Source organism: Luteibacter sp. dw_328 (assembly GCF_018449605.1).
GTDB lineage: Bacteria > Pseudomonadota > Gammaproteobacteria > Xanthomonadales > Rhodanobacteraceae > Luteibacter.
Genome location: NZ_JAAVUW010000003.1, coordinates 295,082 through 319,503 on the forward strand (window position 1 = coordinate 295,082; position 24,422 = coordinate 319,503).

Below are 24,422 nucleotides of genomic sequence, written 5' to 3' on the forward strand. Positions count from 1 at the left end.
AGGATCAGCCGAAAGCATGAGCGAGTCTGTCGACCTCGGCGCCCCTGCGCTGTACATCAACCGCGAACTGGCGGCGCTGGAGTTCAATTTCCGCGTGCTGGCCCAGGCACGCGACCCGGATGTGCCTGTCCTGGAGCGCCTGCGTTACCTGACCATCGTCAGCAACAACCTCGACGAATACTTCGAGGTGCGCGTGGCGGTGCTCAAGCATAAGCACGCACTGGGTGCGGCTACACCGGGGGCGGATGGCCTCTCGTCCACCGAGATTCTCGCGCGTATCCGCGAGCGTACCCTCGAGTTGGTCGCGGAAATTTACGCCATCTGGCACGAGGAACTCGGTCCCGCGCTCGCCGCGGAAGACATTCGTTACCTGACGCGCGACCGGTGGACCGACAAGCAACGCCGCTGGCTGCTGGGCTATTTCCAGAACGAGATCCAGCCGGTCCTGTCGCCGCTCGGTCTCGACCCTTCGCATCCGTTCCCGCGTATCCTCAACAAGACCTTGAACCTGGCGGTCGTACTCAAGGGCCGGGACGCTTTCGGTCGCGAAGGCCACATGGCCCTGGTCCGCGCGCCGCGCTCCTTGCCGCGCATCATCAAGCTGCCCGCCGAAGTATCCGAAGGCGACGGCGACTTCGTGTTCCTGGCCGAGGTGTTGCAGGCCTTTGCGGACGAAATTTTTCCCGGCTTCGATGTCTGCGCCTCGTACCAGTTCCGCGTTACGCGCAACAGCGAACTCGTGGTCGAGGAAGCGGAAGTCGAAAACCTGGCGCGCGCACTGAGCGAGGAGCTCGTCGGCCGCGGCTATGCACGGCCGGTACGCCTCGAAGTCGGTGCGGATTGCCCGCGCGCGATCACCGACATGCTGATTGCCAATTTCCAGCTCGAGGAAGCCGACGTCTATCGTTGCGATGGACCGGTCAACATCATCCGTTCCAGCCTCATCTACGACCAGGTCGACCGCCCCGAACTGAAGTTCCCGCGCTTCACCCCGCGACTGTCACCGGCGTTCGGCAAAGGCGTGAACGAGTTCGACGTACTCGGTGTGCGCGACGTGCTGCTCCACCATCCGTATGAGTCCTTCGCATCGGTGGTCGAACTGCTGCGTCGCGCCTCGCAAGACCCCGGCGTCCTGGCGATCAAACAGACGCTGTACCGCGCCGGCAAGGATTCCCCCCTGGTCGACCTGCTGGTGGAAGCCGCGCGCAACGGCAAGGACGTCACGGTCGTGATCGAGCTACGCGCGCGTTTCGATGAAGAGGCCAACATCGGCCTGGCCAACCGTCTGCAGGAAGCCGGTGTACAGGTGGTTTACGGCGTCGTGGGTTACAAGACGCACGCGAAGATGCTGCTCATCGTGCGCCGCGAGGGCTCGGGTTTGCGCCGGTACGTGCATCTGTCCACCGGCAATTATCACCAGGGCAACAGCCGCGGCTATACGGATATCGGCTTGATGACTTCGCATCCGGAAATCGGCGAGGACATCCACAAGGTGTTCCAGCAGCTTTCCGGCCTGGGTCCGATGATCCAGCTCAAGCGCCTGCTGCATTCGCCGTTCACGCTCTACAGCGGCGTCATGGCGCGTATCGAACGCGAGATCGAGCACGCGAGCCATGGACGCCCCGGGCGTATCGTCGCCAAGCTCAATGCACTCAACGAGGCACACGTCGTCGAAGCGCTGTACCGCGCCTCGGTGGCCGGTGTCCAGATCGACCTGATCATCCGCGGTGCCTGCACGCTTCGCCCGGGCATTCCGGGAGTGTCGGAAAACATCCGCGTGCGCTCGATCATCGGTCGCTTCCTCGAGCACAGCCGCGTCTACTGGTTCGGCAACGACGGCGACCCGGAGCTGTTCTGTGCGAGTGCGGACTGGATGGAACGCAACCTCATGCGGCGCATCGAAGTGGGCGTGCCCATCCTGGATCCGGCACTGGCGCAACGCGTCTACAACGAAACGCTCGACAACTACCTGCGTGACAACACGCAGGCCTGGATGCTTGGTGAGGACGGGCGTTACACGCGTCGTATACCGGCTACGGGCGAAGCGCCCTATAGCGCGCAGCAATCGCTGCTGGCCGAATACTGCGCGTGACGAGGCGCATCCTGCTCCTTTCGGTTTCCGCCGGCGCCGGTCACGTCCGCGCCGCCGATGCCCTCGAAGCGACGATCGGTGCGCTGGCAGCGGACGGACTGGACGTGGAAGCGCGACACCTGGACGTGATGGACTTCGTGCCATCGAGCTTCCGGCGCATCTACGCTGACTTCTACCTTGGCCTGATCACGCACTACCCGCGCCTGTGGGGCATGCTCTATCGCATCACCGACGACGCGCGCCCCGAGGCCGTGACGCAACGTATGCGCCGGACCATCGAGCGACTGAACACGCGACGGTTGCGCGCGGCCATCAGCGACTTCGCGCCCGACGCCATCGTCTGCACCCATTTCCTGCCTGCCGAGATGCTGATGCGGCAGATCCGCAAGGGCCGGGTGAACGCACCGGTCTATCTGCAGGTGACGGATTTCGACCTGCATCGGATGTGGGTGATACCGGGAATGACCGGCTACTTCGCTGCCAATCCGGAAATCGCCCACCGCATGCGCGCCGTCGGTCTGCCGCCCGAGCGCGTGCACGTCACGGGCATTCCGGTGATGCCCGCCTTCGCCCAGGCGCACGACCGTCGCGCACTGCGCGAAGAACTGGGCATCGATCCGGACCGGCCCGCGTACCTCGTCATGGGCGGCGGCGCAGGCGTCGGCGCGCTCGACGAACTGGCCGATACCCTGCTCACGGGTGGCGGCGATTTTCAGCTGGTCGTGCTGGCCGGGCGCAATACGGACATGCTCGGCCGCCTGCGCACGCTGGCCAGCACGCGGCATGCGGGACGCCTGTTTCCGCAGGGCTTCACCCGCCAGGTGGAGCGACTGATGGCCTGCTGCGACCTGGCGATCACCAAGCCCGGCGGCCTGACCACGTCGGAGTGCCTGGCCGTGGGCCTGCCGATGATCGTCAATGCGCCCATTCCCGGTCAGGAAGAACGTAACGCGGATTACCTGCTCGAACAGGGTGCCGCATGGAAAGCCATCGACGCGGTCGCCCTGGCCTGGCGTATTCACGAGTTTCAGGCGCACCCCGCACGGTTGGCCGCCATGGCCGCCAGCGCACGAGCGATCGGTCGCCCGCATGCGGCGCGCGACGTGGTCGATACCGTGCTCGCCCTGCTGGATAGCCGATGAGTCATTCGCCGCGCCGCCGCCTCGTCGCTACCCTGGCGACTGCGGCGTTCACGTTCCTGCTCGCCTTCATGTTCGCCCACGTCGAAGTCGAAATCGAAGGGCCGCATGGCTGGGCCACGAGCCTGCCGACCTGGCGCGTCGAGAACCACTGGCTGCTCGACCTGCTGTGGGGCGGCCGACCGATGACCGGGTACCATGCCTGGGTCTTTCCTTTTATCGCCGCCTTTTTCCATTTTCCCATGGTGTTCCAGGGCTACTGGAGCTGGCGTGCGCAGGTTCGCGTCATTGCCTGCGTCATGCTGTTCTGGGTTGCCGAAGACGGCCTCTGGTTCATCCTCAACCCCGCCTTCGGCATCGCGCGCTTCGACCCCGTGAACGTGCCCTGGCACCGACACTGGTGGGGGCCGGCGCCCACGGATTATTGGGTGTTCGGTTTCCTTTGCATCGTCTTGTTCGTTCTTTCTGCCTTGCCCAAAACTCGCCTCGCAAAGCCAGCCTGACAAAAGGCGTTGCATGCAAGCCCCGGCGCCATGCCAGAATCCCCCGATACGCCGCTGCGGACAGATCTCTTGCCGACCTCAGGTAAATCGCAGATCAACGAAGGCGAATTTCTCGCCGCCGTTGACCTCGGCTCCAATAGCTTCCACATGGTGGTGGCTCGCTACGAACACGGTGAACCCCGTGTCATCGACCGCTTGCGCGACTCCGTGCGCATGGCCGTAGGCCTGCGCCCGGATGGGACGCTCGATGCGACCCACCGCGCGTCGGCCCTGGCCAGTCTGGCCCGCTTCGGCCAACGCATCGCCGGCATCCCCGCCCTGCACGTGCGCGCGGTCGCGACCAATACCGTGCGCCGCCTCGCGTCGCCGCATGCCTTCCTGTCCGCGGCTGAGGCCGCGCTGGGGCATCCGGTGGAAATCGTCTCGGGCCGCGAAGAGGGCCGACTGATCTTCCTGGGCTCGTCACACGATCTGCCAGCGTCGCGCGACCATCGCCTGGTCATCGACATCGGCGGTGGCAGTACCGAATTCATCATCGGCCGCGGTACGGCGCCATTGTTGACGGAAAGCGTCCAGGTGGGCTGCATCGCCTCAACCCTTCGCTTTTTCCCGGGCGGCAAGATCACCCGCAAGCGCTGGCAGAAGGCCCGCCGGGAAATTGGTGTGCTGCTTCAGCAGTTCTCCGAGGACTACCGGGAAGCGGGCTGGGCCGACGCCTACGGCTCGTCGGGTACCGCCAAGTCCATCGGCTCCGTCGTCCGCGCGATGAAGCTCTCCGACGATGGCATTACGCCCGAGTCGCTGGCCGCCGTGCGTGAAGCGCTGATCGAACAGGGCTCGTCGGGGACGCTCAAGCTGCCCGGCCTGGCCGAAGATCGTGCCGAGGTATTCGCTGGCGGCGTGGCCATTTTCGAAGCGGCGTTTGAAGCGCTCGGCATCGAGCGCCTGCGCGTGTCGGAAAGCTCGATGCGTGAAGGCCTGCTCTGGGACCTGATCGGCCGTTCCGCCGGTACCGATCCGCGCATGGCCAGCATCGATTCGCTGGCCAGCCGCTACGGCGTGGACCGCGCCCAGGCGCGCCGCGTTGAAACCACCGCGCTCGGGTTGTTCGACCAGCTCTGCAAGGCCTGGAAACTCGACGACGACGGCCGTGAATGGCTGTCGTGGGCAGCGCGCGTGCACGAGCTCGGCCTGGCCATCGCGCATAGCCAGCACCAGCGTCACGGCGGCTATATCCTCCGCCACGCCGATCTGGCCGGCTTCTCCCGGCAGGAACAGCAGCTACTGGCGGCTATCGTGGAATGCCATCGCCGCAAGCCCGAGAAATCGGTGATCTCGGCGCTGCCCGTGCGCTATCGGGCGCTGGCCCGGCACATTACGGCCATCCTCCGCCTGGGCGTCCTGTTCCGCCGCGCCCGCCGCGCCGAAGCCCTGCCCCGCATCCGGGTGAGTGCATCTCGCCAGCGCCTTCGCCTGTCGTTGCCGGCGGACTGGCTGGACCAACACCCGCTGACCGAAGCCGACCTCGATCAGGAGCGCGAGCCACTGGCCGAGCTCGGGCTGGATCTCGAGATCGTCACCGAATGACCGCGATCCGCCCGGCGAACGGGCGTATCATGGCGCGATTGTTTCGCCGTCACGACCGGTAACCCATGCTCAAAGCCGTCTTCGCCAGCCTCTTACTCGCCCTGCCCGCTGTGTCCATGGCGCAGCAGACGACCAAGCCGGCGGCGCCAGCGCCGGCGTCCGTCGACCACCCGCGCGTGGTCATGCGTACCACCCAGGGCGATGTCACGTTCGAGCTGTTCCCGGACAAGGCGCCCAAGAGCGTGGCGAATTTCCTGCAGTACGTTCGCGACGGCTTCTATGACGGCACGGTGTTCCACCGCGTGGTCAATGGCTACATGGTGCAGGGTGGCCTCTACAGTCGCGATCTCACCCAGCGCCGCACGCGCGCCGCCATTCCCAGCGAAGCCGACAACGGCCTGTCGAACCTGCGCGGTACGCTCGCCGTGGCGCGTGGTGGCGATCCGAACTCCGGGACGGCGCAGTTTTTCGTCAACCTGGTCGACAACCGCCGGCTCGACTACGTCAGCAACCAGAGCGGCCTGACCTGGGGCTTTGCGGTGTTCGGCAAGGTCGTCTCGGGCATGGACGTGGTCGACAAGATCGCCGCCCTGCCGACTCGCGCGCAGGGCCCCTTCGTCGGCGATGTTCCCAATCCGATCGTGATCATCGACTCGGCCAATGTCGTCGGCGAAGAGAGAGCCCGACCGGCCCCCGCCTCGACGAGCGCCACGCCCGCTACGCCGACGAAGGCCGCGCCGGAGCCGACCAAGCCGGCCGCACCGAAGAAGGGTGAGAAGAAAACCGCTGCGCCGAAGGCTGCATGAGTACGCTGTTCATCGCCGATCTGCACCTCGACGAAGCGCGCCCGGATATCACCGCCTTGTTCGAGCGCTTCCTCGCGTCGGACGAGGCTCGCTCGGCGACGGCCTTTTACATCCTCGGCGACCTCGTCGAGGCATGGATAGGGGACGACGACGACGCGGAGCTACCAACGCGGATCGCCGCCGCGACGCGTGCCCTCAGCGACAGCGGCGTGCCGGTGTACTTCATGGCCGGTAACCGTGACTTCCTGCTCGGCCAGCGTTTTGCCGAACGCGCGGGAATGACCCTGCTCGACGATGGCACGGTGCACGACATCGAAGGCACCCCCACCTTGCTGATGCACGGCGACGTGCTCTGCACCGACGACGTGGAATACCAGGCCGTGCGCGCCCAAGTGCGCACGGCCGCCTGGAAACAGCAGATTCTGTCTATGCCGCTGGAAGCGCGCCGTGCCTTTGCGGCGAAGGCGCGCAGCGACAGCAAGGCACGCACCGGCCAGAACGACGAGACGATCATGGATGTGAACCAGGGCGCGGTGGAAGCAGCGCTACGTCATGCTGGCGTTCACCGCCTCATCCACGGGCATACGCATCGCCCGGCCATCCATCCGTTCGCGTTCGACGACGCGAATGCGGAACGCATCGTGCTGGGTGATTGGTACGACCATGGGTCGGTATTGGCGATCGATGGGGATCGGTTGGATTTGCGTGGAATTTGGCAGGTTTAAGCCCGTCCGCGAGCACCCATCGCCGCTGAAGCGGCTCCCACATACTGCGGCTTCGCCCCAACACACCGGCTCTGTGTGGGAGCCGATTCATCGGCGATGCTCTTGCCTCACCCCAGCGTCTGCAACCAATCCAGCTCGCTCTCCGAAAATCCGGCCTCGCGCCGTGCGTCCAGATTGAACGGCCCCCTCAACGACCCATTCATATAGTCGTTGAGCAAGGTGGCAAACGTCGCTTCCGGATCGATGCCATCGCGCGCGCAGCACCAGTGAAACCAGCGCGTGCCTGCCGCCACATGGGCGACTTCCTCTCGCAGGATCACCTCGAGAATGCCCACCGTGCGTTCGTCATTTTGCCGACGCAGCCGTTCCATCATGCCCGGCGTCACGTCCAGTCCGCGCGCCTCGAGCACACGCGGCACAAGGGCCATGCGTGCGGTGTCGCTGTGCGCGGTCTTCTCCGCCATTTCCCACAAACCGTTGTGGGCGTCGAAGTCCCCATAGGCATGACCGAGTTCGGCTAGCCGGCCGGCGAGCATCGTGAAATGACGCGCCTCGTCGTTCGCGCACGACGCCCAGTCGCGATAGAACGCAGCGGGCTTGCCGCGAAATCGGTAAACCGCATCCCAGGCAAGGTCGATCGCATTGAATTCAATATGCGCGATCGCGTGCACCAACGCGGCACGTCCCTCAGGCGTACCGAGCCCTCGCTGGGCCAGCTCACGTGAAGGCACCAGCCGCGGACGCTCAGGGCGTCCCGGCGGACCGATTGGCAAAGGCGCAGCGGAGGCCGGATCCGGCGCAAGCAAGCCGTCGCCCAGCGCCGCCCACGTCTCGAAACTCAGACGGGTCTTCTCGACGGGATCGGTCGCCTCGAGGCAACGGCGCGCGGCAGCGTGGAGATCGTGCATGACGGAGGGTGGCGGCGTGGCGGCGCGCGGAAACGCGCCGCCCCTCGCTCAGGCGCTACGGCGTTCGTTCTTTGCCGAATCCGAACGCATGGCTTCCTGCTGTTCGAGGAAGCCGGCATCGACGCCCGTCACGTATTCACCGGAGAAGCACGAGGTGTCGAACTGGGTCAGTGATTCGTTACCGTCAGCCACCGCCTGGATCAGGTCTTCCAGGTCCTGGTAGACCAGCCAGTCGGCGCCCAGCGCCTTCTCCACTTCTTCCACCGTACGGCCCGCGGCCACCAGCTCGGACGCCGCCGGCATGTCGATGCCATAGATGTTCGGGTAGCGCACCGGCGGCGCGGCGGAGGCGAAATACACGTTCTTCGCGCCGGCATCCCGGGCCATCTGGATGATCTGGCGCGAGGTGGTGCCACGCACGATCGAGTCGTCCACCAGCAGCACGTTCTTCTTGCGGAATTCCAGCTCGATGGCATTGAGCTTGCGGCGCACGGATTTCACGCGCTCACCCTGGCCCGGCATGATGAAGGTACGGCCGATGTAGTGATTCTTGACCAGGCCCTCGCGCATCGGCACGCCGAGCGCCTGGGCCAGCGAGCTGGCCGCGGTGCGCGAGGTGTCGGGAATGGGGATGACCGCGTCGATGCCGTGATCCGGACCGCGCTCGCGGAGGATCTTCTCGGCCAGCTTCTCACCCATGCGCAGGCGTGCCTTATAGACCGAGACGTCCTCGATCATCGAGTCTGGACGTGCCAGATAGACGTATTCGAAGATGCACGGGGCGTGGATCGCGCCTTCCGCGCAACGCTGCGTGTGCAGCTCGCCGCCTTCGGTGACGATGACGGCTTCGCCCGGTTCGATGTCGCGGATGCGCTTGAAACCCAGCACATCGAAGGCGACCGACTCGGACGCGATCGCGTACTCATGACCTTCGGCCGTGATGCGCTCGCCCAGTACCAGAGGACGGATGCCGTTCGGGTCACGGAAGGCGATGAGGCCGTAGCCCAGCACCAACGCGATGCAGGCGTAGCCGCCGCGGGCGCGCGCATGCACGCCTGCGATCGCCTTGAAGACGTGCTCCGGCGTGAGGTCGCCGCGGTCGTCCACCTGAAGCTCGTGCGCGAGCACGTTGAGCAGCACTTCGGAGTCGGAGTCCGTGTCGATGTGACGACGGTCGTCCTCGAACATCTCCTTGCGCAGGGCCTCGGTGTTGACGAGGTTGCCGTTGTGCGCAAAAGCGATGCCGTAAGGGGAGTTGACGTAGAAAGGCTGGGCTTCGTCCGTACCCTCCGAACCCGCGGTCGGATAGCGGCAGTGGCCGATACCGATGCGTCCGCGCAGCTTGCTGACGCCAGCCGAGTTGAAGACGTCGCGAACCAGCCCGTTGCCCTTGTGCAGGCGCAGGCGTGCGCCGTCCACGGTGGCAATGCCGGCGGCATCCTGCCCACGATGTTGCAGGACGGTCAGGCCGTCATACAGGGCCGACGCCACTTCCGTGGTGCCGACGATGCCGATGATTCCGCACATGGGTGTTGCCTTCTACGAAGTGGCCGCCGTGGTCGCGGCGGCAGGGTGAACATGATCTTTGTCCGGTTGCGCGGGGGTGGAGAAGTCGCGCAACCTCATGAGGTCGTCCTTGCTGGGCAGCTTTACGTCCGGCATCTTCAGGTTTTCCAGAGCGGCAGGCGGATGCATGTATCCGCGCACGTTCTCCGGCACCTGCTGACCCAGCCATTCAGCCGCGCCACGGAACTGCGGCATCATCGCCGACTCACGCCACATCGGGGCGTTAGCCAGGGGCGTGAAGCTCACGACGAACACGACCAGGGCCACGATGAGTACACCGCGAGCCAGGCCGAAAAGCATGCCGAACAACCGGTCGGTGCCGCCCAGTCCCGTGCTCGCGACCAGGCGCGAAATCATGAACCGGATCAGCCCGCCGACCAGAAGCACGGCGATGAAACACAAGCCATAACCGATCGCCACGCGCGCCGAAGGCAGGGACACGCTGCTTTCGAAGTAATGCGCCAGTGACGGGCCGTACGTCCAGGCCACCCAGAAGGCGGCGACCCAGATGACGAGCGAGAGCACTTCCGAAATGAGGCCGCGCACGAGGCCGATCAAGACCGAGATGAACAGGATCGCGAGGATGACGCAGTCGATCCAATTCACGTGACAGTCCCCGGTTTCACGGTGAGAGCGGGTCGCAGCGCCTTACGGCGCCGAAACGACGACGCCATCCAGGCCGACCTTGGCCTTGATCTGGTCTTTCAGGCGCACGGCGTCGTCGCGCTGGGTCTGCGGCCCGGCGCGCACCCGCCAGAGCTTGGCTCCCGCGCTGGAGGCGACGCTGTCCACGTAACCGGCAATCCCCGCCCCGCGCAGCTTGTCGCGCAGGCGCGTAGCCTCGGCCTCGCTGCTCACGGCAGCGACCTGAACGGCAAATCCGCCCGCGTGCGGAGGCGCGACCGGTACGGTGGCGCTGGCTGCGGCGGGCGCGGGTGCGGCGGCCGGCTTGGGCGGCGCCGGAACGTCGGCGGTCTGGGTCTCTGCCCGGGACGAGAGCGTGGCGGGTGCACCCGGCGCGGCAGCGGTGATCTTGAGGCGGGCCGCTTCGGCGGCGGCGCGGGATTCGAAGGGGCCCGCCGTCACGCGGGTCAGTGCCTTGCCGGCCTGGTTGGAGGCCGACGTGCTGACCGGGTAGCCGAGCGCCCGAACCTTCTGCACCAGCGCGTCAGCCTTGCTGTGATCGGCGTAGGCGCTGAGATTGATGGTGAAGCTGCCGCGTGCGGCCGTACCGACCGGAAGGGCGGCAGCCGGCGGCGTCGCGACCACCGGGGACGGCGCCGGGGCAGGCGTCTGCTTCGGCGGCTTGCTGGTCACGGGCGCCGTGGGCGTGGCGGCGGGTTTGCTGCCGGCCGGTGCATTGGCGAAGTCTTCCGGCAGTGCATCCACGGGCTTGCGCGAGGCGATGTCCACCGAGGCGAGCTTGCTGCCATTACCCGGTGTCACCGTGGCGGCCGGCGGCGTCGCGTCTGCCGGGGCGACAGCGGCCGGACGGACCGGGCCACCGGCGGCCTGCGGGCCGCTGACCGAGGCCGGCGAGCCATTCGGTGCCACGTCGAGCGTGCGCGTCTGCAGTTCACGATCCGGTGCCGGCGGAATCTCGAGGCTGACCGTCTGGTCGGCGTCGCTCTTGGGCGGCGTGGTGGAGAAGATCATCGGCACGAACAGGACCGCCAGAGCAATCAGGACGGCGGCACCCAGCAGGCGTGTTTTCAAGGAAAGCTCCATACGACCGACGCAATGCGAATCGCGGCGATTATAACCGGCAATCGAGGCCCCCGCCGTCGCTTACGCCCCGGCGTTCACGTGCGGTGAGAGAGCGCTGCGGCGGCGACGAAGAACGACCCGAACAACAGGAGCACATCGTCATCGCCGGCCTCCGCCCGAGCCGCCTGCCAGGCGGATGTCACGTCCTCGAATGACTGTCCGTCGGCGGTCGGCCGTACCGCCGCCAACGTGGCCGCCAGGGCCGCTGAGGGCAGGCCTCGTGGGGTGTCCCGCTCCAGGCCGGCGAGGTACCAGTGGTCTACCCGGTCGACGAGCGCCTCGATGACCCCGCCGACGTCCTTATCGGCCAGTGCGCCGTAGACCGCGCGCAGCTTCCCGCGGCGCGGCGTGCTGTCGAGCCACGCGGCCAGCGCCCGCGCAGCCTGCGGGTTGTGGCCGACGTCCACCAGCGTCAGGGGATGTTCCGCGATCCGCTGCAGGCGGCCGGGGACACGGACGCCGGCCAGCGCTCGCCGGATCGCATCGGCAGAGACATCGACACGCGGCCCGAGGGCATGAAGGGCGGCGATCGCCGAGGCGGCGTTGTCGATCTGCACGGGCGCGTCGAGCCGCGGCCGCGGCAGGTCGAACACCGTGCCGTCGCTATGCGACCAGCGCCAATCGCCCGCTCCGGGCACGTCGGTGGCCCAGAAAGCACTGCCGCTTGCCACGACGTCGGCGCCGATGCCGCCCAAGGCATCCATCAAGCCAGCGGGCGGTCGATGCTCGCCGACGATCGCGGGCCGCCCTGCCCGGGCGATGCCGGCCTTCTCGCGGCCGATGCTGTCCCGATCGCCGCCGAGCCAATCCTGGTGATCGAGATCGATAGTGGTGATAACGGCAACATCGGCATCGATGATATTCACGGCGTCGAGACGACCGCCAAGGCCGACTTCGATCACGGCGACATCGAGCCCGGCGCGGGACATCAGATCGATCGCCGCCAAGGTGCCGAACTCGAAATAGGTCTGGGGGATGGCGCCACGTGCGGTCTCGATACGCTCGAAAGAGGCCACCAGCGCTTCGTCGGACGCGTCCTCACCTTCGATGCGCACGCGCTCGTTGTAACGAAGCAGGTGGGGCGAGGTATAGCAGCCCACGCGATAGTCGGCGGCACGCAGCATGCCCTCGATGAAGGCGACCGTGGAGCCTTTCCCGTTGGTCCCACCGACGGTGATGACGATCGGCGCGGGCCGCGGCGCACCCATGGCTTCCCACACGGCACGCACGCGATCGAGGCCGAGCTCGATCTCGCGCGGATGCGTGCGTTCCTGATAAGAAAGCCATTCGGCGAGCGTGCGCATGAAGTCGGTACCTTGTGGAAGAGCGATAAAGCTTAGTCCTGCGCAAGACAATGTAGGAGCCGATTCATCGGCGATCCCGCGGCAGCGGGCCAGCCTGCCGCGAGCACCCGTTCGCCGATGAATCGGCTCCCACACAAAAACGCCAGCCCGAAGGCTGGCGTTTTCACAACAACGAATCAACCCGACCGATCGCTACAGATCAGCAGTTGTCGTCGGCGCCGAACGGGTCGTCGAGGATGATCGTGTCATCGCGGTCGGCACCCGTCGCAACCAGTGCCAGCTTGCAGCCCGAGAGTTCCTCGACGGCACGCAGATAGGCACGAGCGGCCGGCGGCAGCTTGTTCCAGTCGCGGATGCCTGCGGTGGACTCTTCCCAACCCGGGAACTCGAGGTAGACCGGCTTGCACTCGGCCCAGCCATCGGCGTCCAGCGGCGCCAGCTCACGACGCTTACCGCGGTATTCGTACGCGATGCAGACCTTGATGCTTTCCAGGCCGTCGAGCACGTCGAGCTTGGTGATGGCCAGGCCATCGATGCCGTTGATCTGCACGGCACGCTTCAGCGCGACAAGGTCGATCCAGCCACAGCGACGCGGACGGCCCGTGCTGGCGCCGAACTCGTTGCCCTTCTTGCGCAGCAGTTCGCCCATCTCGTCGTTGAGTTCGGTCGGGAACGGACCGCCACCGACGCGCGTGGCGTAGGCCTTGCAGATGCCGAGCACGTAGTCGATGTCGCGCGCGCCGACGCCGGTACCGGCCAGCGCACCGCCCACCGTCGTGTTCGACGAGGTGACGTACGGATACGTGCCGTGGTCGATGTCGAGCAGCGCGCCCTGCGCACCCTCGAACAGGATATTGCCGCCTTCCTTGCGCACGTCGTGCAGGATGGTAGCGACGTCGTCGACCATCGGACGCAGGTACTCGCCCCAGGTCAGGGCTTCGTCGAGCACGGTCTGGTAATCGACCGGCTCGGCCTTCAGCCACTGCGTGAGCACGAAGTTGTGGTACTCGACGGCGGCCTGCACTTTCTCGGGCAGCTCATGCGGGTACATGAGGTCGGCCACGCGGATGGAGCGGCGGGCGACCTTGTCTTCGTACGCCGGGCCGATACCGCGCCCGGTGGTACCGATCGCCTTGGCGCCGGAGGCGACTTCGCGCGCCTTATCGACAGCAATGTGGTACGGCATGATCAGCGGGGTGGCCGGCGAGATCTTCAGACGCGGACGGACGTCCACGCCCTGGGCCTCGAGCTCGGCGATTTCGCTCATCAGGGCGGCCGGCGACAGGACCACGCCGTTACCGATCAGGCAGAGCGCGTCGTCGCGCAGGATGCCCGAGGGAATCAGGTGCAGGACGGTCTTCTTGCCCTTGATCACCAGCGTATGACCGGCGTTATGGCCACCCTGGAAACGCGCGACGGCACCGACGCGCTCAGTGAGAAGATCGACGATCTTGCCCTTGCCCTCGTCGCCCCATTGCGCGCCCAGAATAACGACTGACTTACCCATTTTGACGGTTCTCTTTAGTTGCGTTGCCCAGCAGGGCGATGTGGATCTTGATTAGCGCGCGCGGCCGGGGCCGTCATTGAGATAGCGCAGGAATTCGGAATCGGGCTTGAGCACCAGCACGCCCTTGCCGTCGGCGAAGGATTTACGGTACGCCGCGAGGCTTCGGTAGAACGAGAAGAACTCGGGATCCTGGCTGTAGGCCTGGGCGTAGATGGCGGCCGCCTGCGCGTCGCCGTCGCCCTTGACCTTGGTCGCGTCGCGATTGGCGTCGGCGAGCAGGACCACCTTCTGGCGATCGGCATCGGCACGAATCTTCTCGGCGCTTTCCTGGCCCGTGTAACGCAGTTCGTTGGCGAGCTGGAGGCGCTCGTTACGCATGCGCTTGTAGACCGAGCCACTCACTTCGTCGGGCAGGTCGATGCGCTTGATGCGAACGTCGACGATGGCGATGCCGAGGTTCTTCCGCGCCGCCACATCGGTGTCCTTGCGCACCTGCCCGGTGATGTCCTCGCGGCCACCGGCGATCAGGTCTTCGAGGTTGCGTGAGTTGAACTCGTGGCGCAGGGCGTCTTTCACGATCGGCGTCAGGCGCTGAATAGCCTGCGTTTGCTCGCCCGACGTGGCGCGGTAATACGCCGCGTTATCGGCGATGCGCCACTTCACGTAGAAGTCGACGTTGACGCTCTTCTTCTCGAGTGTGAAATAGCGCTCGGGCTGCGCATCCAGTCCGAGGATACGGTTATCGAAGCGCATCACCTGCTGCACGACGGGAATCTTGAAGTGCAGGCCGGGCTGGTAGTCGGCTCGCACGATGCGGCCGAACTGCAGCAGGAGGGCATTCTCGCCTTCCTTGACGACAAAGGCACTGTTGAAGCCCAGCAGGACGACGACGAGGACGATGAGGCCGGAAATGTATTTCACTGCGCATTCCCCTGCGGATTCGGGTTCGCGTCGGTGGTGGCCGACTGGATGACCGGACCCACGCCAGGCACGTTGCGAACCGTGCCGCCGTTCGACTCGACCGGAAGCTGAATGATGTTCTTGCCGTTGGTGCCGTCGACGACCTTCGGGTTGCCGGCCATGACTTCCTCGACGGTCTCGAGCCAGAGGCGACGACGCGTGACTTCCGGCGCGGCGCGGTATTCCTTCAGCAACGCATTGAAGCGGTCGACGTCACCGTTGGCGCGTGCGATGCGCTCCACGCGCTCGCCCTGCGCTTCGGCGGCAGCACGCGCGGCATCGCCACGGGCAACCGGCACGACCTGGCTCTCGTAGGCGCGAGCCTTGTTCTCTTCGCTTTGCTTGTCTTCGCGGGCGGCGTTGACGTCGTCGAAAGCGTCCTTCACTTCCTTCGGCGGCGACACGTTCTGGAAGCTCACACCCGTGACCAGGATGCCGGCGTCGTACTTGTCGAGCGTGGCCTGAAGGATGTCGCGCGTCTGCTGCTGCAGGGTTTCCTTCGCCGCCGGAGCGACGCCTGCCACGGGAGCCTGCGCCGGCGTAGGCGTATCGACGCCCGGCGTGGTCAGGATGTTGTCCATGATGTTGGCACCGACGACGGAGCGGACAGCCGCTTCCGACGCATTCTTCATCGTGCCGTTTTCGATGTCGTTGTTCGAATACAGGAACTTGCGCGCATCGGAAACCTGGTACTGCACGTTGAAGTCGATCGCGATGATGTTCTCGTCGCGGGTGAGCATCGACACGTTGTCCGAGATCGAACGGACCTGGGTCATCTCGACCTTGGTGACCGTTTCGATCGGGCTGGGTGCCTTCAGGTGGAAACCGGGCGGAAGTACGCGAGAGAACTGGCCGAAGCGCAGCACCACACCCACCTGCCGGGCGTCGATCACCGTGTAGCTGCTGACCAGCAGCCAGGCCACGACGAAGACGAGGACGACAGCGAGTACGCCGCCGCTCCCCGCGCCGAACTTGCCAAAGCGAGCCTTGAGGCTTTTGAGCATGCCGTCGAGATCGGGCTTGCGCCCGCTCGACCGGTTGCGGTTCCAGGGATCCTTCTGGCCGTTACCGGGTTCGTTCCAAGCCATGGGCGACAGTCTCCTTGGGGGACCGGAGGGTGGGCGGCTGGCAAGCCTTCAGGTGAACCCGAACAGCGGGGATGGGCGGTGGGCGTGGTGGCGCCCGCCGCCGCGCCGAATGGGCACGCAAACGTTGTGAATTCTAGCAGACGGGGGCGGATCGGTGCTCGATGGCGACCGATCAGAACTCCGCGTGGGGTGGGTCGATCAGGTCACGGAGCGATCTGGCGTTGGCATCGTCGCCGATCAACGGCGCCAGCACTGAGCGCGGCGCGTCGATATCCAGGTGCCAGCCGTGCTCGTCGATGGCCTCCCCGGCGATCGCGCCAGCCGCTTTCAAACGGGCATGAAGGCGGCCGGCACTGAGAGGAAGCTCAAGACCCGCACGAATCCGGTCGCCACCAAGCAACTCGCCCAGCGCCTCACGCAGCCCTTCAAGCCCGGCGCCACTCGCCGCCGAGAGCCAGACCTGGCGTGGCTTGCCGTCTTCGCCGCGATCGACCCGCGGTTCGGCGTCGATCAGATCGACCTTGTTCATCACCGACAGCTGGGGCACGTCGCCGGCACCGATCTCCTCGAGCACGTCGTTGACCACCCGGCGAAGCATGTCGCGCTCCTCGTCGGCGGCATCACTGACGTGGATGAGCAGGTCGGCGTCGCGGGCCTCGGCCAGCGTGGCGCGGAAAGCGGCGACGAGGTCATGCGGCAGTTCCCGAATGAAACCGACCGTGTCGGCGATCACCGCGGGGCCGCAGGACAGGCCGTCGATCTTGCGAACCGTGGGGTCCAGGGTGGCGAATAGCTGGTCGGCGACGTAAACGCCGCCGGTGGTCAGCGTATTGAATAACGTGGACTTGCCGGCATTGGTGTAGCCGACCAGGGCCACGCGCGGCACCGTGTTGCGCAGGCGCGAGCGACGCTGCTGGTCGCGCTGTGTCTGCACTTTCTCCAGACGCTTGCTCAGCATCTTCACCCGTTCGGCAAGCAAGCGGCGGTCGGTTTCCAGCTGGGTTTCGCCCGGGCCGCGGTTGCCGATGGCACCGCCGCGCTGGGCGTCCAGATGGGTCCAGCCGCGGACCAGGCGAGTCGCGATGTGCTTGAGCTGGGCCAGCTCGACTTCGAGCTTGCCTTCATGGGAGCGGGCGCGCTGGGCGAAGATGTCGAGAATCAGCCCGGCGCGATCAACGACCCGCGTCCCCAGGTGCTTCTCAAGATTTCGCTCCTGCACGGGCGTGAGCTCGTGATCGACGAGGACCAGATCGGCCTCGAGCGCGCGCACGGCTTCGGCGACCTCGTCGGCCTTGCCGCTACCTATGTAGAAACGGGGGTTGGGTGACGCCACCCGGGCCGGGATGCTGGCCAGGACCTCGGCGCCGGCCGAAGCGACCAGTTCGGCGAATTCTTCGCCACGACGAATCGCGTCGCCTTCGCCACGCGAATGCGGCAGGACCAGCACGGCCCGCTCGCCTTTCTTTTGCCTATCGAACACTTAGGGGGATGACCTCATGCAGAAGAAGGGGTGCACGCTGCCAAAGCATACGCGCACCCGTCCCTTTACATATGGGTTGTCACCGGGGCCCCTCAACCCTCGGCGTCGCCCGCACCCGATTCCGAGTGATTCTCGTGGCCACCGACCCGCACATTGCGACTCGGCACGACCGTCGAGATGGCGTGCTTGTAGACCATCTGGCTCACCTGATTACGCAGCAGAACCACGAACTGGTCGAACGACTCGATCGTGCCCTGCAGCTTGATACCGTTCACCAGGTAAATGGCGACCGGCACACGCTCACGGCGAAGCGCATTCAAAAACGGATCCTGCAACGACTGCCCTTTGGACATTTCTTCTTCTCCCCTACGCCTTTCGTACGGGTCCGGGTAAAAAAACGCCAAATGGCGCCCCAGCCCAAGTGTCTTGAATCTTAACTGCTTTTAAACGCCAGCAGGAAGCACCGGACGTGACGACATCGGCATTCCCAGGAACTGCCCGAGAGCCCTGTCCACTTCCGGCAACGGATCCCCCCGGTCCGGGTCAAACATGCGCGCGTCCAGCTCGCTGCGCAGCCAGGTTATCTGCCGCTTCGCGAGTTGCCGCGTTGCATAGATACCACGGTCGCGGAGGTTCGTGGCGTCGCCCTGCCCGTCCAGATACTCCCAGGCCTGCCGGTAGCCCACGGCGCGGATCGCCGGGAGGTCGGCATGCAGGTCACCACGGGCCTTCAGGGCCCTGACTTCATCGAGAAAACCGTCGCCCAGCATGGCGTCGAAGCGCGTGGCGATGCGCTCGTGGAGGGCCTTGCGGTCGTCGGGCAGAAGGGCGAGCTTGAGCACCCGCCACGGCAGGCGATCGCCAACCGCCTGCTTCTGCAGATCGGTCAGGCGCTTGCCCGTCAGCGCCATGACCTCGAGGGCGCGCTGGATGCGTTGGGCGTCACCGGGCCGAATACGCTCACCGGCCACGGGATCCAGCGCTGCCATACGGGCATGGAGTGCCGCCCAACCCACGATCGCCGCTTCGGCGCCCAGACGTTCGCGCAGCGCGGGATCGGCTTCCGGAAGATCGGACAGACCTCGTTGCAGCGCCCGGAAGTAAAGTCCCGTGCCGCCGACCAGGAGGGGCGCCTTACCCGCCTCGTTCAGACGCGTCATCGCGGCCAGCGCGTCGCCACGGAAGTCCGCCGCCGAATAAGGCTGGGCCGGATCGCGGATATCGACAAGTTCGTGCGGATAGCGCGCCAGGGTCGCGGCGTCCGGCTTGGCTGAACCGATATCCAGTCCGCGATAGACCAGCGCCGAGTCGACACTGATCAGACCTACCGGATAACGATCGGCCAGCGCGCAGGCAAGCGCCGTCTTGCCCGAGGCGGTCGGGCCCATCAGGAAAATGGCGAGGGGGCGGGTGTCGAGGCTCATGAACACGGACTTCGATCAAACGACCGCAAGGTTACCCCACCCCGGTGACAGGCGCCCGGCGCCGATGCGAGGATCGACACGCACTCAAAAGGAGAACGGAAGCATGTTGCGTGTGTCGATGGCGCTGGTCGCCCTGCTCGGAACCGTCTTCGCCGCAGATGCCGCCACGGTCGTCCCGACCGTATACGAGGCGGGTCATTTCTTCGCCACGCCGACGACGAAGGACGGCCACTCACTGCGCATTCTCATCGATACCGGCGCAGGTGGAAGCAATTTCTGGATAACGCGTGCTGCGGCCGACCGACTGCAACTAAAGCCTTCGGTCTGCCCGAAAGAGCCATGGGAAGCTCAGTCGAAAGCTACGTTCGTCACTCGCCCCGAGTACGCCCCACGTGCGGGGATTCCCGCGGCGGCATCCCACTGCGGCGATATCCTCGTGGTGAATACAGGGTCTGCCATCGGCAACGCGGACGGGCTGGCAGGCGGCACTTACCTCGCCACGCACGCGTGGACCTTCGACTACCCTGCCCGGCAGCTTCGCGTCGAGGATGATGCCTGGCAACCTGCGAACGACGCGCATGCGTTTGATCTGGGCATGCAACGCAATCCAGAAGGAGCGCTTACCACCGCCTACCCCCGGGTGACGATCCGCGTCGCCGGAGAGGATGTCGACGTACTCCTGGATACAGGCGCGACGGCGCAACCGACGAAAGCTGGCGTCGCGGCCATGAAGACGCCAACGATGAACGGCCTGGGCGTCGCGAGCTACATCACGAGCACCCTCATGAACCGCTGGCACGCCGATCACCCGGAATGGCCCCTGATCGGAGCCGCTGATGACTTGGGAGCGGGGAAAGCCGTGAGGGCGATCCAGGTGCCGATGGTCGAGATCGCTGGCTGGTCGGTCGGTCCCGTGTGGTTCACGGAACGCGCCGACAGCAATTTCGAGTCGTTCATGTCCGAATACACGGACAGCGCTGTTCACGGTGCCGTCGGCGCAAACGTACTCGATGCCTTCGTCATGACACTCGACTACAGGAAGGCGAAGGCGCGGCTTGCGTGCCCCCGCGCGTGCAGAGCGACACCGGTCAAGCATTGACCAACACAATGCAAGCTGCCGCTGCATAAGGACGAAACCGACTTATCCACATGGTTATGCAGGGTGTATCCACACAGCCTGTGGATATCGCCCGCGAGTGCTCGTCGTCGTACGCCTGGTCACTACGTGATCACCGCAACGCAAGTGCATGGCGGCAAAGGCGAGAACGAAGTTGTCCACAGGTTTATGCAAGGCCTGTGCACACTCCCTGTGGATATCGCGAAGGTCGGTTTCAGGCTGTGAGCAAGAAGTAAGCAGCACAACGCAAGTGCATGGTGGCGAAGGCCGAAACGGACTTGTCCACATGGTTATGCAGGCGCTATCCACATTCCCTGTGGATATCCCGCGCATGAGAATCAGGGACGCCTGACCTCGCACTCTCTACAAGGTGGGGTAGTCTTTGAAAACCCGGCGTCCAACGCACTGATCAAGGCCTGATCAACGTAACGCAAGTGCTTGCTCATCAAGCCACTAACTGACTTATGCACACGCTTATACAAACTCCGCCCACAGATGCAGTGGATATCCCGCTCATCGCGACGCTGGACTTCCATCGATGACGACCGCACAAGCCCATTCGACAGACCGCACCGAGAACGAGCCCACCGAGCGCGAGAAATTCTATGCCGACCTCAATCGCACTCGTGCGGAAACCGACAAGATGTATGCGGAGGCAAGGCGATTGAATCTCGAGTTCTCTCGGTCCCTGGATGAAACGATGAAGATGCGTGCCGAGAGGGATAAGGCCGACGCCGAGGCGAAAAAGTTCGCCATGGATACGATGAAGACCCAGCTGGAAATCCGCTGGTATACCCCTGTCGTGAGCGGTTCAATCGCTCTCGCCTGGTTTAGCGCCGGCGCGGCATTCGTCACCGTGCTGATCAAGTTGCTGTCAGTTCGAGGCAACTAACCCGCTCGTGGTCAGTCACTGACCAACACAACGCAAGCCCTTGCCTGCAAAGGCCCGATCCGACTTATCCACACGTTTATGCAGGTCGTATCCACAATCCGTGTGGATAACGCCTGACGTTCGCCTGCCGTTCGCCTGCCGCGCTACTTAGCCGGAACACCCAGCTCCTTGAGCAGCGACGGCGATGGATACACCTTGTCCATCAACCAACGCATGTAGCGCATATCGACGTGGATCGCGCGCTTGTAGCGTGGGTCGTACATCCAACTGGCGCTGACGGCTTCCCAGTTACTGTCGAAGTTGAGGCCAGCCAGCTCACCCTTTGCGTTGAGCACCGGTGAACCCGAGTTACCGCCCGTCGTGTCGAGGTTGCTCAGGAAGTCGACCGGCATCGCACCCGTCTTCGGGTCGGCGTAGCCGGCGAAGTCACCCTTGTGAATAGCGTCGAGCAGCGGCTTCGGTGCATCGAACGGGGCAACGCCCGTGTTCTTTTCCACGATGCCCTGCACTGTCGTGACGGGCGCGTAGGTGACGGCATCGCGTGCGTTAAGCGGTGTGACCTTGCCGAAACTCACGCGCAGTGTGGAGTTGGCATCCGGATACACCGCCTTGCCCTGCTTCTCGCGATAAGCGATCAGCGCCTGCATATAGGAAGGACGCAGGCGCAGGAGATCGCCTTCGCGCGCTTTGCGTTCATCCTCAATGCGAAGGAGTGCGGGACGCAGCGCGCGGGCCGCGACCAGCAAAGCGTCGTCACTCTTCTCGATATCGGCCGGCGCCGCCGCGAACAGTCGCGTCCGCTCGGCCTCGTCGCCAAACGTCGTCGCTCCGTAGATGTGATCGAGCGCTTTCGCGAGTTCCGCTGACGTCCGGCCGAAGACCTTGTCGACTTCAGGCAGGCGCTGTGCGTCCGGCAGCTTCTGATAGCGCGTGATGAGCGACGTGACCAGCGCCTTTTCCACGCGCGCATCGTAACGGCGCTGGATCTGCTTCAGCTGGCTCTGGATGAGCTCCTCGTCGCGCTTCTGATAGCCGGACTCGCGTTCGGCGTCCGCCTTGGGACGCTCCACGGCGAGGCGATCGACCGACAATGCCCCACGCATCAGCTGCGTCTGGCTCGACAGCAGGCCCACGAGCAGGTCGCGCTCGCGCACGCCCTTGCCTTGTGCGATGAGTGCCATGGCCTGGTCGATCTGAGGCTTGAGCGTCTTCGCATCGGATTGCGTAGCGAGCCAGGCGAGCATCGCCGCCTCGTCCTCGCGACGAACCGTGACCGCATCGCTGCGCTCGAGGCCCTCCAGTTCGCCGCTGAATCGCTTGATACCGTTCTTCAGGGTCTGAAGCTGGGAGGCGTAGCGGATGCCCGCCTCCTTGTCGGTCCTGCCCTCGGCCTCGATCACGTCCTGCAGGGCCTTCAACACCGCAACCGAGGTTGGCAGTCGCCACTCGATCTGGTCGGCGAATTCAGCGGCCGTGCGGTGACGATACGTGGTGCCTGGATAGCCGGCGAGCATGACGAAGTCGCCCTCGGCCACGCCTGCCGTGGCGATCTGCAGATGCGACGGCGGGTGATAGGGCACGTTGTCCGGCGAGAAATCAGCCGGTTTGCCGTCCTTGCCGACATAGGCGCGCAGGATGGTGAAGTCGCCGGCGTGGCGCGGCCAGACGAAGTTATCGACCTCGTCGCCGTAATTGCCAATGGCGCGCGGTGGCGCGTAAACGAGGCGGATGTCGCGCAGCTCGAGCTGGCGAACCAGATAGAAGTCGCGGCCATAGAACATGTTGGCCACGCTGCATTTGATGCCGGCTTCCGCCTCGCACTCGGCGACCAGCGCCTTGCTCGCCGCGTCCACCGCATCGTAATACGCCCTGCCCGTCTTGCCCCGGGCACCGGCGAGCACGCGGTCGGTAACTTTCTCGAAGCCGACCGTGACGCGGAGGCGGTAGTCCGGATTGGCCGGTAGTTCGCCCGCACGGTCCGCGGCCACGTAACCGTTGGTGATGAGATCACGGTCCGGCTTCGAGTTGTACTGGATGACGCCGAAGGCCACGTGGTGGTTGGTCACCACCAGGCCGTCCGCCGACACGAACGAGCCGGTGCCGCCACCGATGCGGACCACCGCGTTCAGGGGCGCCCGAGTGAGGTCGGCGAGGTCCTTCGGGTTGCCGCGGAAACCGGCGTCCTTGAGATTCTTCGCAATTCCGGGCAACTGCGACGGCAGCCACATGCCTTCGTCTGCCTTCGCATCCAGCGCCAGCGCCATGGCTGCTCCCAGCATCATCGAGCGGATCCGCATTATTTCGTTGCCCCTGTCGGCCATCAAGTCCGCCCGACCATAGAGGGTTCCCTCCGGAGGTGGCAATGCCGCGCCGCACAAGCGCCGGCAACGGCCCACGGGACTATAATCCCCGTTTGGGTCCGCGCCGCGGACCGTCCCCACGACAATCCTGGATAACCATGCAGCAGACGATGAGAGCGCTGGTGAAGCGCAAGCCCGAACAGGGCATCTGGATGGAAGAAGTGCCGGTTCCGCAGGTCGGTCCGAACGAGGTCCTGATCAAGGTCGAGAAAACCGCCATCTGCGGTACCGACCTGCACATCTATAAGTGGGACGAGTGGTCCCAGCGCACGATCACCCCGGGCCTGACCATCGGCCACGAGTTCGTCGGCCGCGTGGTCGACATGGGCCCCGGCGTCACCGGCTACAAGATCGGCGATCGCGTATCGGCGGAAGGACATATCGTTTGCGGTCATTGCCGCAACTGCCGCGCCGGCCGCCAGCACCTTTGCCCGAACACGGTCGGCATCGGCGTGAACCGTAACGGCGCCTTCGCCGAATACATGACCATGCCGGCCTCGAACCTGTGGCCGATCCCGGATCAGATTCCGTCCGAGCTGGCCGCCTTCTTCGACCCGTACGGCAATGCCGCCCACTGCGCGCTGGAATTCGACCTGATCGGCGAAGACGTGCTGATCACGGGAGCGGGCCCGATCGGCATCATCGCCGCGGGCATCGCCAAGCACGTCGGCGCGCGTAACGTCGTCGTGACCGACGTCAACGACTATCGCCTGAAGCTGGCCGCCGACATGGGCGCCACGCGCGTCGTCAACGTCGCCAACCAGTCGCTCAAGGACGTGGTCAAGGACCTCCACATCGAGGGCTTCGACGTTGGCCTGGAGATGAGCGGCAACCCGCGCGCCTTCGGCGACATGCTCGACTGCATGTACCACGGCGGCAAGATCGCCATGCTCGGCATCATGCCGCGCGGCGCCGGCATCGACTGGGACAAGGTCATCTTCAAGGGCCTCACCCTGCAGGGTATCTACGGCCGCAAGATGTACGAGACCTGGTACAAGATGACCCAGATGGTGCTGACGGGCTTCCCGCTGCAGAAGGTGCTCACCCACCAGATCGCCATCGACGACTTCCAGAGGGGTTTCGACCTGATGGATGCAGGGCAGAGCGGCAAGGTCGTCTGCTCCTGGACCTGAGCCCCGCACGTGGCTGATATTCCGTAAGGCACCGCCCGCCCACGCATGCCCCCGACGAGTACAC

The 24,422-nt window shown here is 65.2% G+C and carries 21 protein-coding genes; 9 read left to right on the forward strand and 12 right to left on the reverse strand.

Features of this window, described 5'->3' with window-relative positions:
* The first annotated feature begins 16 nt into the window (after nucleotides 1-16).
* From ppk1 to HB634_RS09155, 6 genes are all read left to right on the forward strand, one after another.
* Nucleotides 17-2,092, forward strand: a complete 2,076-nt coding sequence (ppk1, locus tag HB634_RS09130) for a polyphosphate kinase 1 (RefSeq protein WP_213948347.1) — start codon at nucleotides 17-19, stop codon at nucleotides 2,090-2,092.
* On the forward strand, nucleotides 2,089-3,234 hold the full coding sequence (locus tag HB634_RS09135; protein ID WP_213948348.1) for a glycosyltransferase: 1,146 nt from the start codon (nucleotides 2,089-2,091) through the stop codon (nucleotides 3,232-3,234). Before ppk1 ends, HB634_RS09135 begins: the two co-directional genes overlap by 4 nt.
* Complete coding sequence (locus HB634_RS09140; protein WP_063574300.1) at nucleotides 3,231-3,734, forward strand: hypothetical protein; 504 nt, start codon at nucleotides 3,231-3,233, stop codon at nucleotides 3,732-3,734. The genes HB634_RS09135 and HB634_RS09140 overlap by 4 nt, the downstream gene beginning before the upstream one ends.
* Before the next feature lie 30 nt (nucleotides 3,735-3,764).
* Complete coding sequence (locus tag HB634_RS09145; protein WP_213948349.1) at nucleotides 3,765-5,321, forward strand: Ppx/GppA phosphatase family protein; 1,557 nt, start codon at nucleotides 3,765-3,767, stop codon at nucleotides 5,319-5,321.
* Nucleotides 5,322-5,386: 65 nt separating this feature from the next.
* Nucleotides 5,387-6,127: a peptidylprolyl isomerase gene (locus tag HB634_RS09150; protein WP_213948350.1), complete on the forward strand. Its 741-nt coding sequence runs from the start codon at nucleotides 5,387-5,389 to the stop codon at nucleotides 6,125-6,127.
* The gene (locus HB634_RS09155) at nucleotides 6,124-6,852 is read left to right on the forward strand and encodes a UDP-2,3-diacylglucosamine diphosphatase (protein WP_213948351.1); all 729 of its coding nucleotides are present in this window, start codon (nucleotides 6,124-6,126) and stop codon (nucleotides 6,850-6,852) included. The genes HB634_RS09150 and HB634_RS09155 overlap by 4 nt, the downstream gene beginning before the upstream one ends.
* 107 nt (nucleotides 6,853-6,959) lie before the next feature.
* On the opposite strand, the gene HB634_RS09160 is transcribed toward HB634_RS09155, so the two are convergent.
* The 11 genes from HB634_RS09160 to miaA all read right to left on the reverse strand — a co-directional run bounded on the left by HB634_RS09160 (nucleotide 6,960) and on the right by miaA (nucleotide 18,856).
* Nucleotides 6,960-7,760: a ferritin-like domain-containing protein gene (locus HB634_RS09160; RefSeq protein WP_213948352.1), complete on the reverse strand. Its 801-nt coding sequence runs from the start codon at nucleotides 7,758-7,760 to the stop codon at nucleotides 6,960-6,962.
* Between the two features lie 48 nt (nucleotides 7,761-7,808).
* Nucleotides 7,809-9,287 carry an amidophosphoribosyltransferase gene (gene purF / locus HB634_RS09165; protein ID WP_213948353.1) on the reverse strand — a complete coding sequence of 493 codons (1,479 nt, stop codon included), beginning with the start codon at nucleotides 9,285-9,287 and terminating at the stop codon, nucleotides 7,809-7,811.
* A 12-nt stretch (nucleotides 9,288-9,299) separates the two neighbouring features.
* Nucleotides 9,300-9,932 (reverse strand): CvpA family protein, encoded by a 633-nt coding sequence (locus HB634_RS09170; protein WP_063572210.1) that lies wholly within the window; start codon nucleotides 9,930-9,932, stop codon nucleotides 9,300-9,302.
* 42 nt (nucleotides 9,933-9,974) lie between these two features.
* Nucleotides 9,975-11,042 (reverse strand): SPOR domain-containing protein, encoded by a 1,068-nt coding sequence (locus HB634_RS09175; protein WP_213948354.1) that lies wholly within the window; start codon nucleotides 11,040-11,042, stop codon nucleotides 9,975-9,977.
* 86 nt (nucleotides 11,043-11,128) lie between these two features.
* On the reverse strand, nucleotides 11,129-12,397 hold the full coding sequence (gene folC / locus HB634_RS09180) for a bifunctional tetrahydrofolate synthase/dihydrofolate synthase (RefSeq protein WP_213948355.1): 1,269 nt from the start codon (nucleotides 12,395-12,397) through the stop codon (nucleotides 11,129-11,131).
* Between the two features lie 199 nt (nucleotides 12,398-12,596).
* Complete coding sequence (locus tag HB634_RS09185; RefSeq protein WP_213948356.1) at nucleotides 12,597-13,904, reverse strand: adenylosuccinate synthase; 1,308 nt, start codon at nucleotides 13,902-13,904, stop codon at nucleotides 12,597-12,599.
* 51 nt (nucleotides 13,905-13,955) lie between these two features.
* On the reverse strand, nucleotides 13,956-14,825 hold the full coding sequence (hflC, locus tag HB634_RS09190; protein WP_063573604.1) for a protease modulator HflC: 870 nt from the start codon (nucleotides 14,823-14,825) through the stop codon (nucleotides 13,956-13,958).
* Complete coding sequence (gene hflK, locus HB634_RS09195) at nucleotides 14,822-15,952, reverse strand: FtsH protease activity modulator HflK (RefSeq protein WP_063573603.1); 1,131 nt, start codon at nucleotides 15,950-15,952, stop codon at nucleotides 14,822-14,824. Before hflK ends, hflC begins: the two co-directional genes overlap by 4 nt.
* 172 nt (nucleotides 15,953-16,124) lie before the next feature.
* Nucleotides 16,125-17,432, reverse strand: coding sequence for a ribosome rescue GTPase HflX (gene hflX / locus HB634_RS09200; RefSeq protein WP_063574035.1), 1,308 nt, complete (start codon nucleotides 17,430-17,432; stop codon nucleotides 16,125-16,127).
* A gap of 92 nt (nucleotides 17,433-17,524) precedes the next feature.
* Complete coding sequence (gene hfq / locus HB634_RS09205) at nucleotides 17,525-17,785, reverse strand: RNA chaperone Hfq (RefSeq protein ID WP_213948357.1); 261 nt, start codon at nucleotides 17,783-17,785, stop codon at nucleotides 17,525-17,527.
* A gap of 90 nt (nucleotides 17,786-17,875) precedes the next feature.
* The gene (gene miaA, locus HB634_RS09210; protein WP_213948358.1) at nucleotides 17,876-18,856 is read right to left on the reverse strand and encodes a tRNA (adenosine(37)-N6)-dimethylallyltransferase MiaA; all 981 of its coding nucleotides are present in this window, start codon (nucleotides 18,854-18,856) and stop codon (nucleotides 17,876-17,878) included.
* A 103-nt stretch (nucleotides 18,857-18,959) separates the two neighbouring features.
* On the opposite strand from miaA, the gene HB634_RS09215 reads away from it, so the two are divergent.
* Entirely contained in the window at nucleotides 18,960-19,955 is a 996-nt protein-coding gene (locus tag HB634_RS09215) for a hypothetical protein (protein ID WP_213948359.1), read from the forward strand.
* Between the two features lie 556 nt (nucleotides 19,956-20,511).
* Nucleotides 20,512-20,865, forward strand: a complete 354-nt coding sequence (locus HB634_RS09220) for a hypothetical protein (protein ID WP_213948360.1) — start codon at nucleotides 20,512-20,514, stop codon at nucleotides 20,863-20,865.
* A 143-nt stretch (nucleotides 20,866-21,008) separates the two neighbouring features.
* Here the strand turns inward: HB634_RS09220 and HB634_RS09225 are convergent, their stop codons facing one another.
* Nucleotides 21,009-23,147 (reverse strand): S46 family peptidase, encoded by a 2,139-nt coding sequence (locus HB634_RS09225; RefSeq protein ID WP_213948361.1) that lies wholly within the window; start codon nucleotides 23,145-23,147, stop codon nucleotides 21,009-21,011.
* A gap of 188 nt (nucleotides 23,148-23,335) precedes the next feature.
* Here HB634_RS09225 and tdh point away from each other — a divergent pair, with 188 nt between their 5' ends.
* Nucleotides 23,336-24,358 carry an L-threonine 3-dehydrogenase gene (tdh, locus tag HB634_RS09230; RefSeq protein ID WP_063572233.1) on the forward strand — a complete coding sequence of 341 codons (1,023 nt, stop codon included), beginning with the start codon at nucleotides 23,336-23,338 and terminating at the stop codon, nucleotides 24,356-24,358.
* Nucleotides 24,359-24,422: the final 64 nt, after the last annotated feature.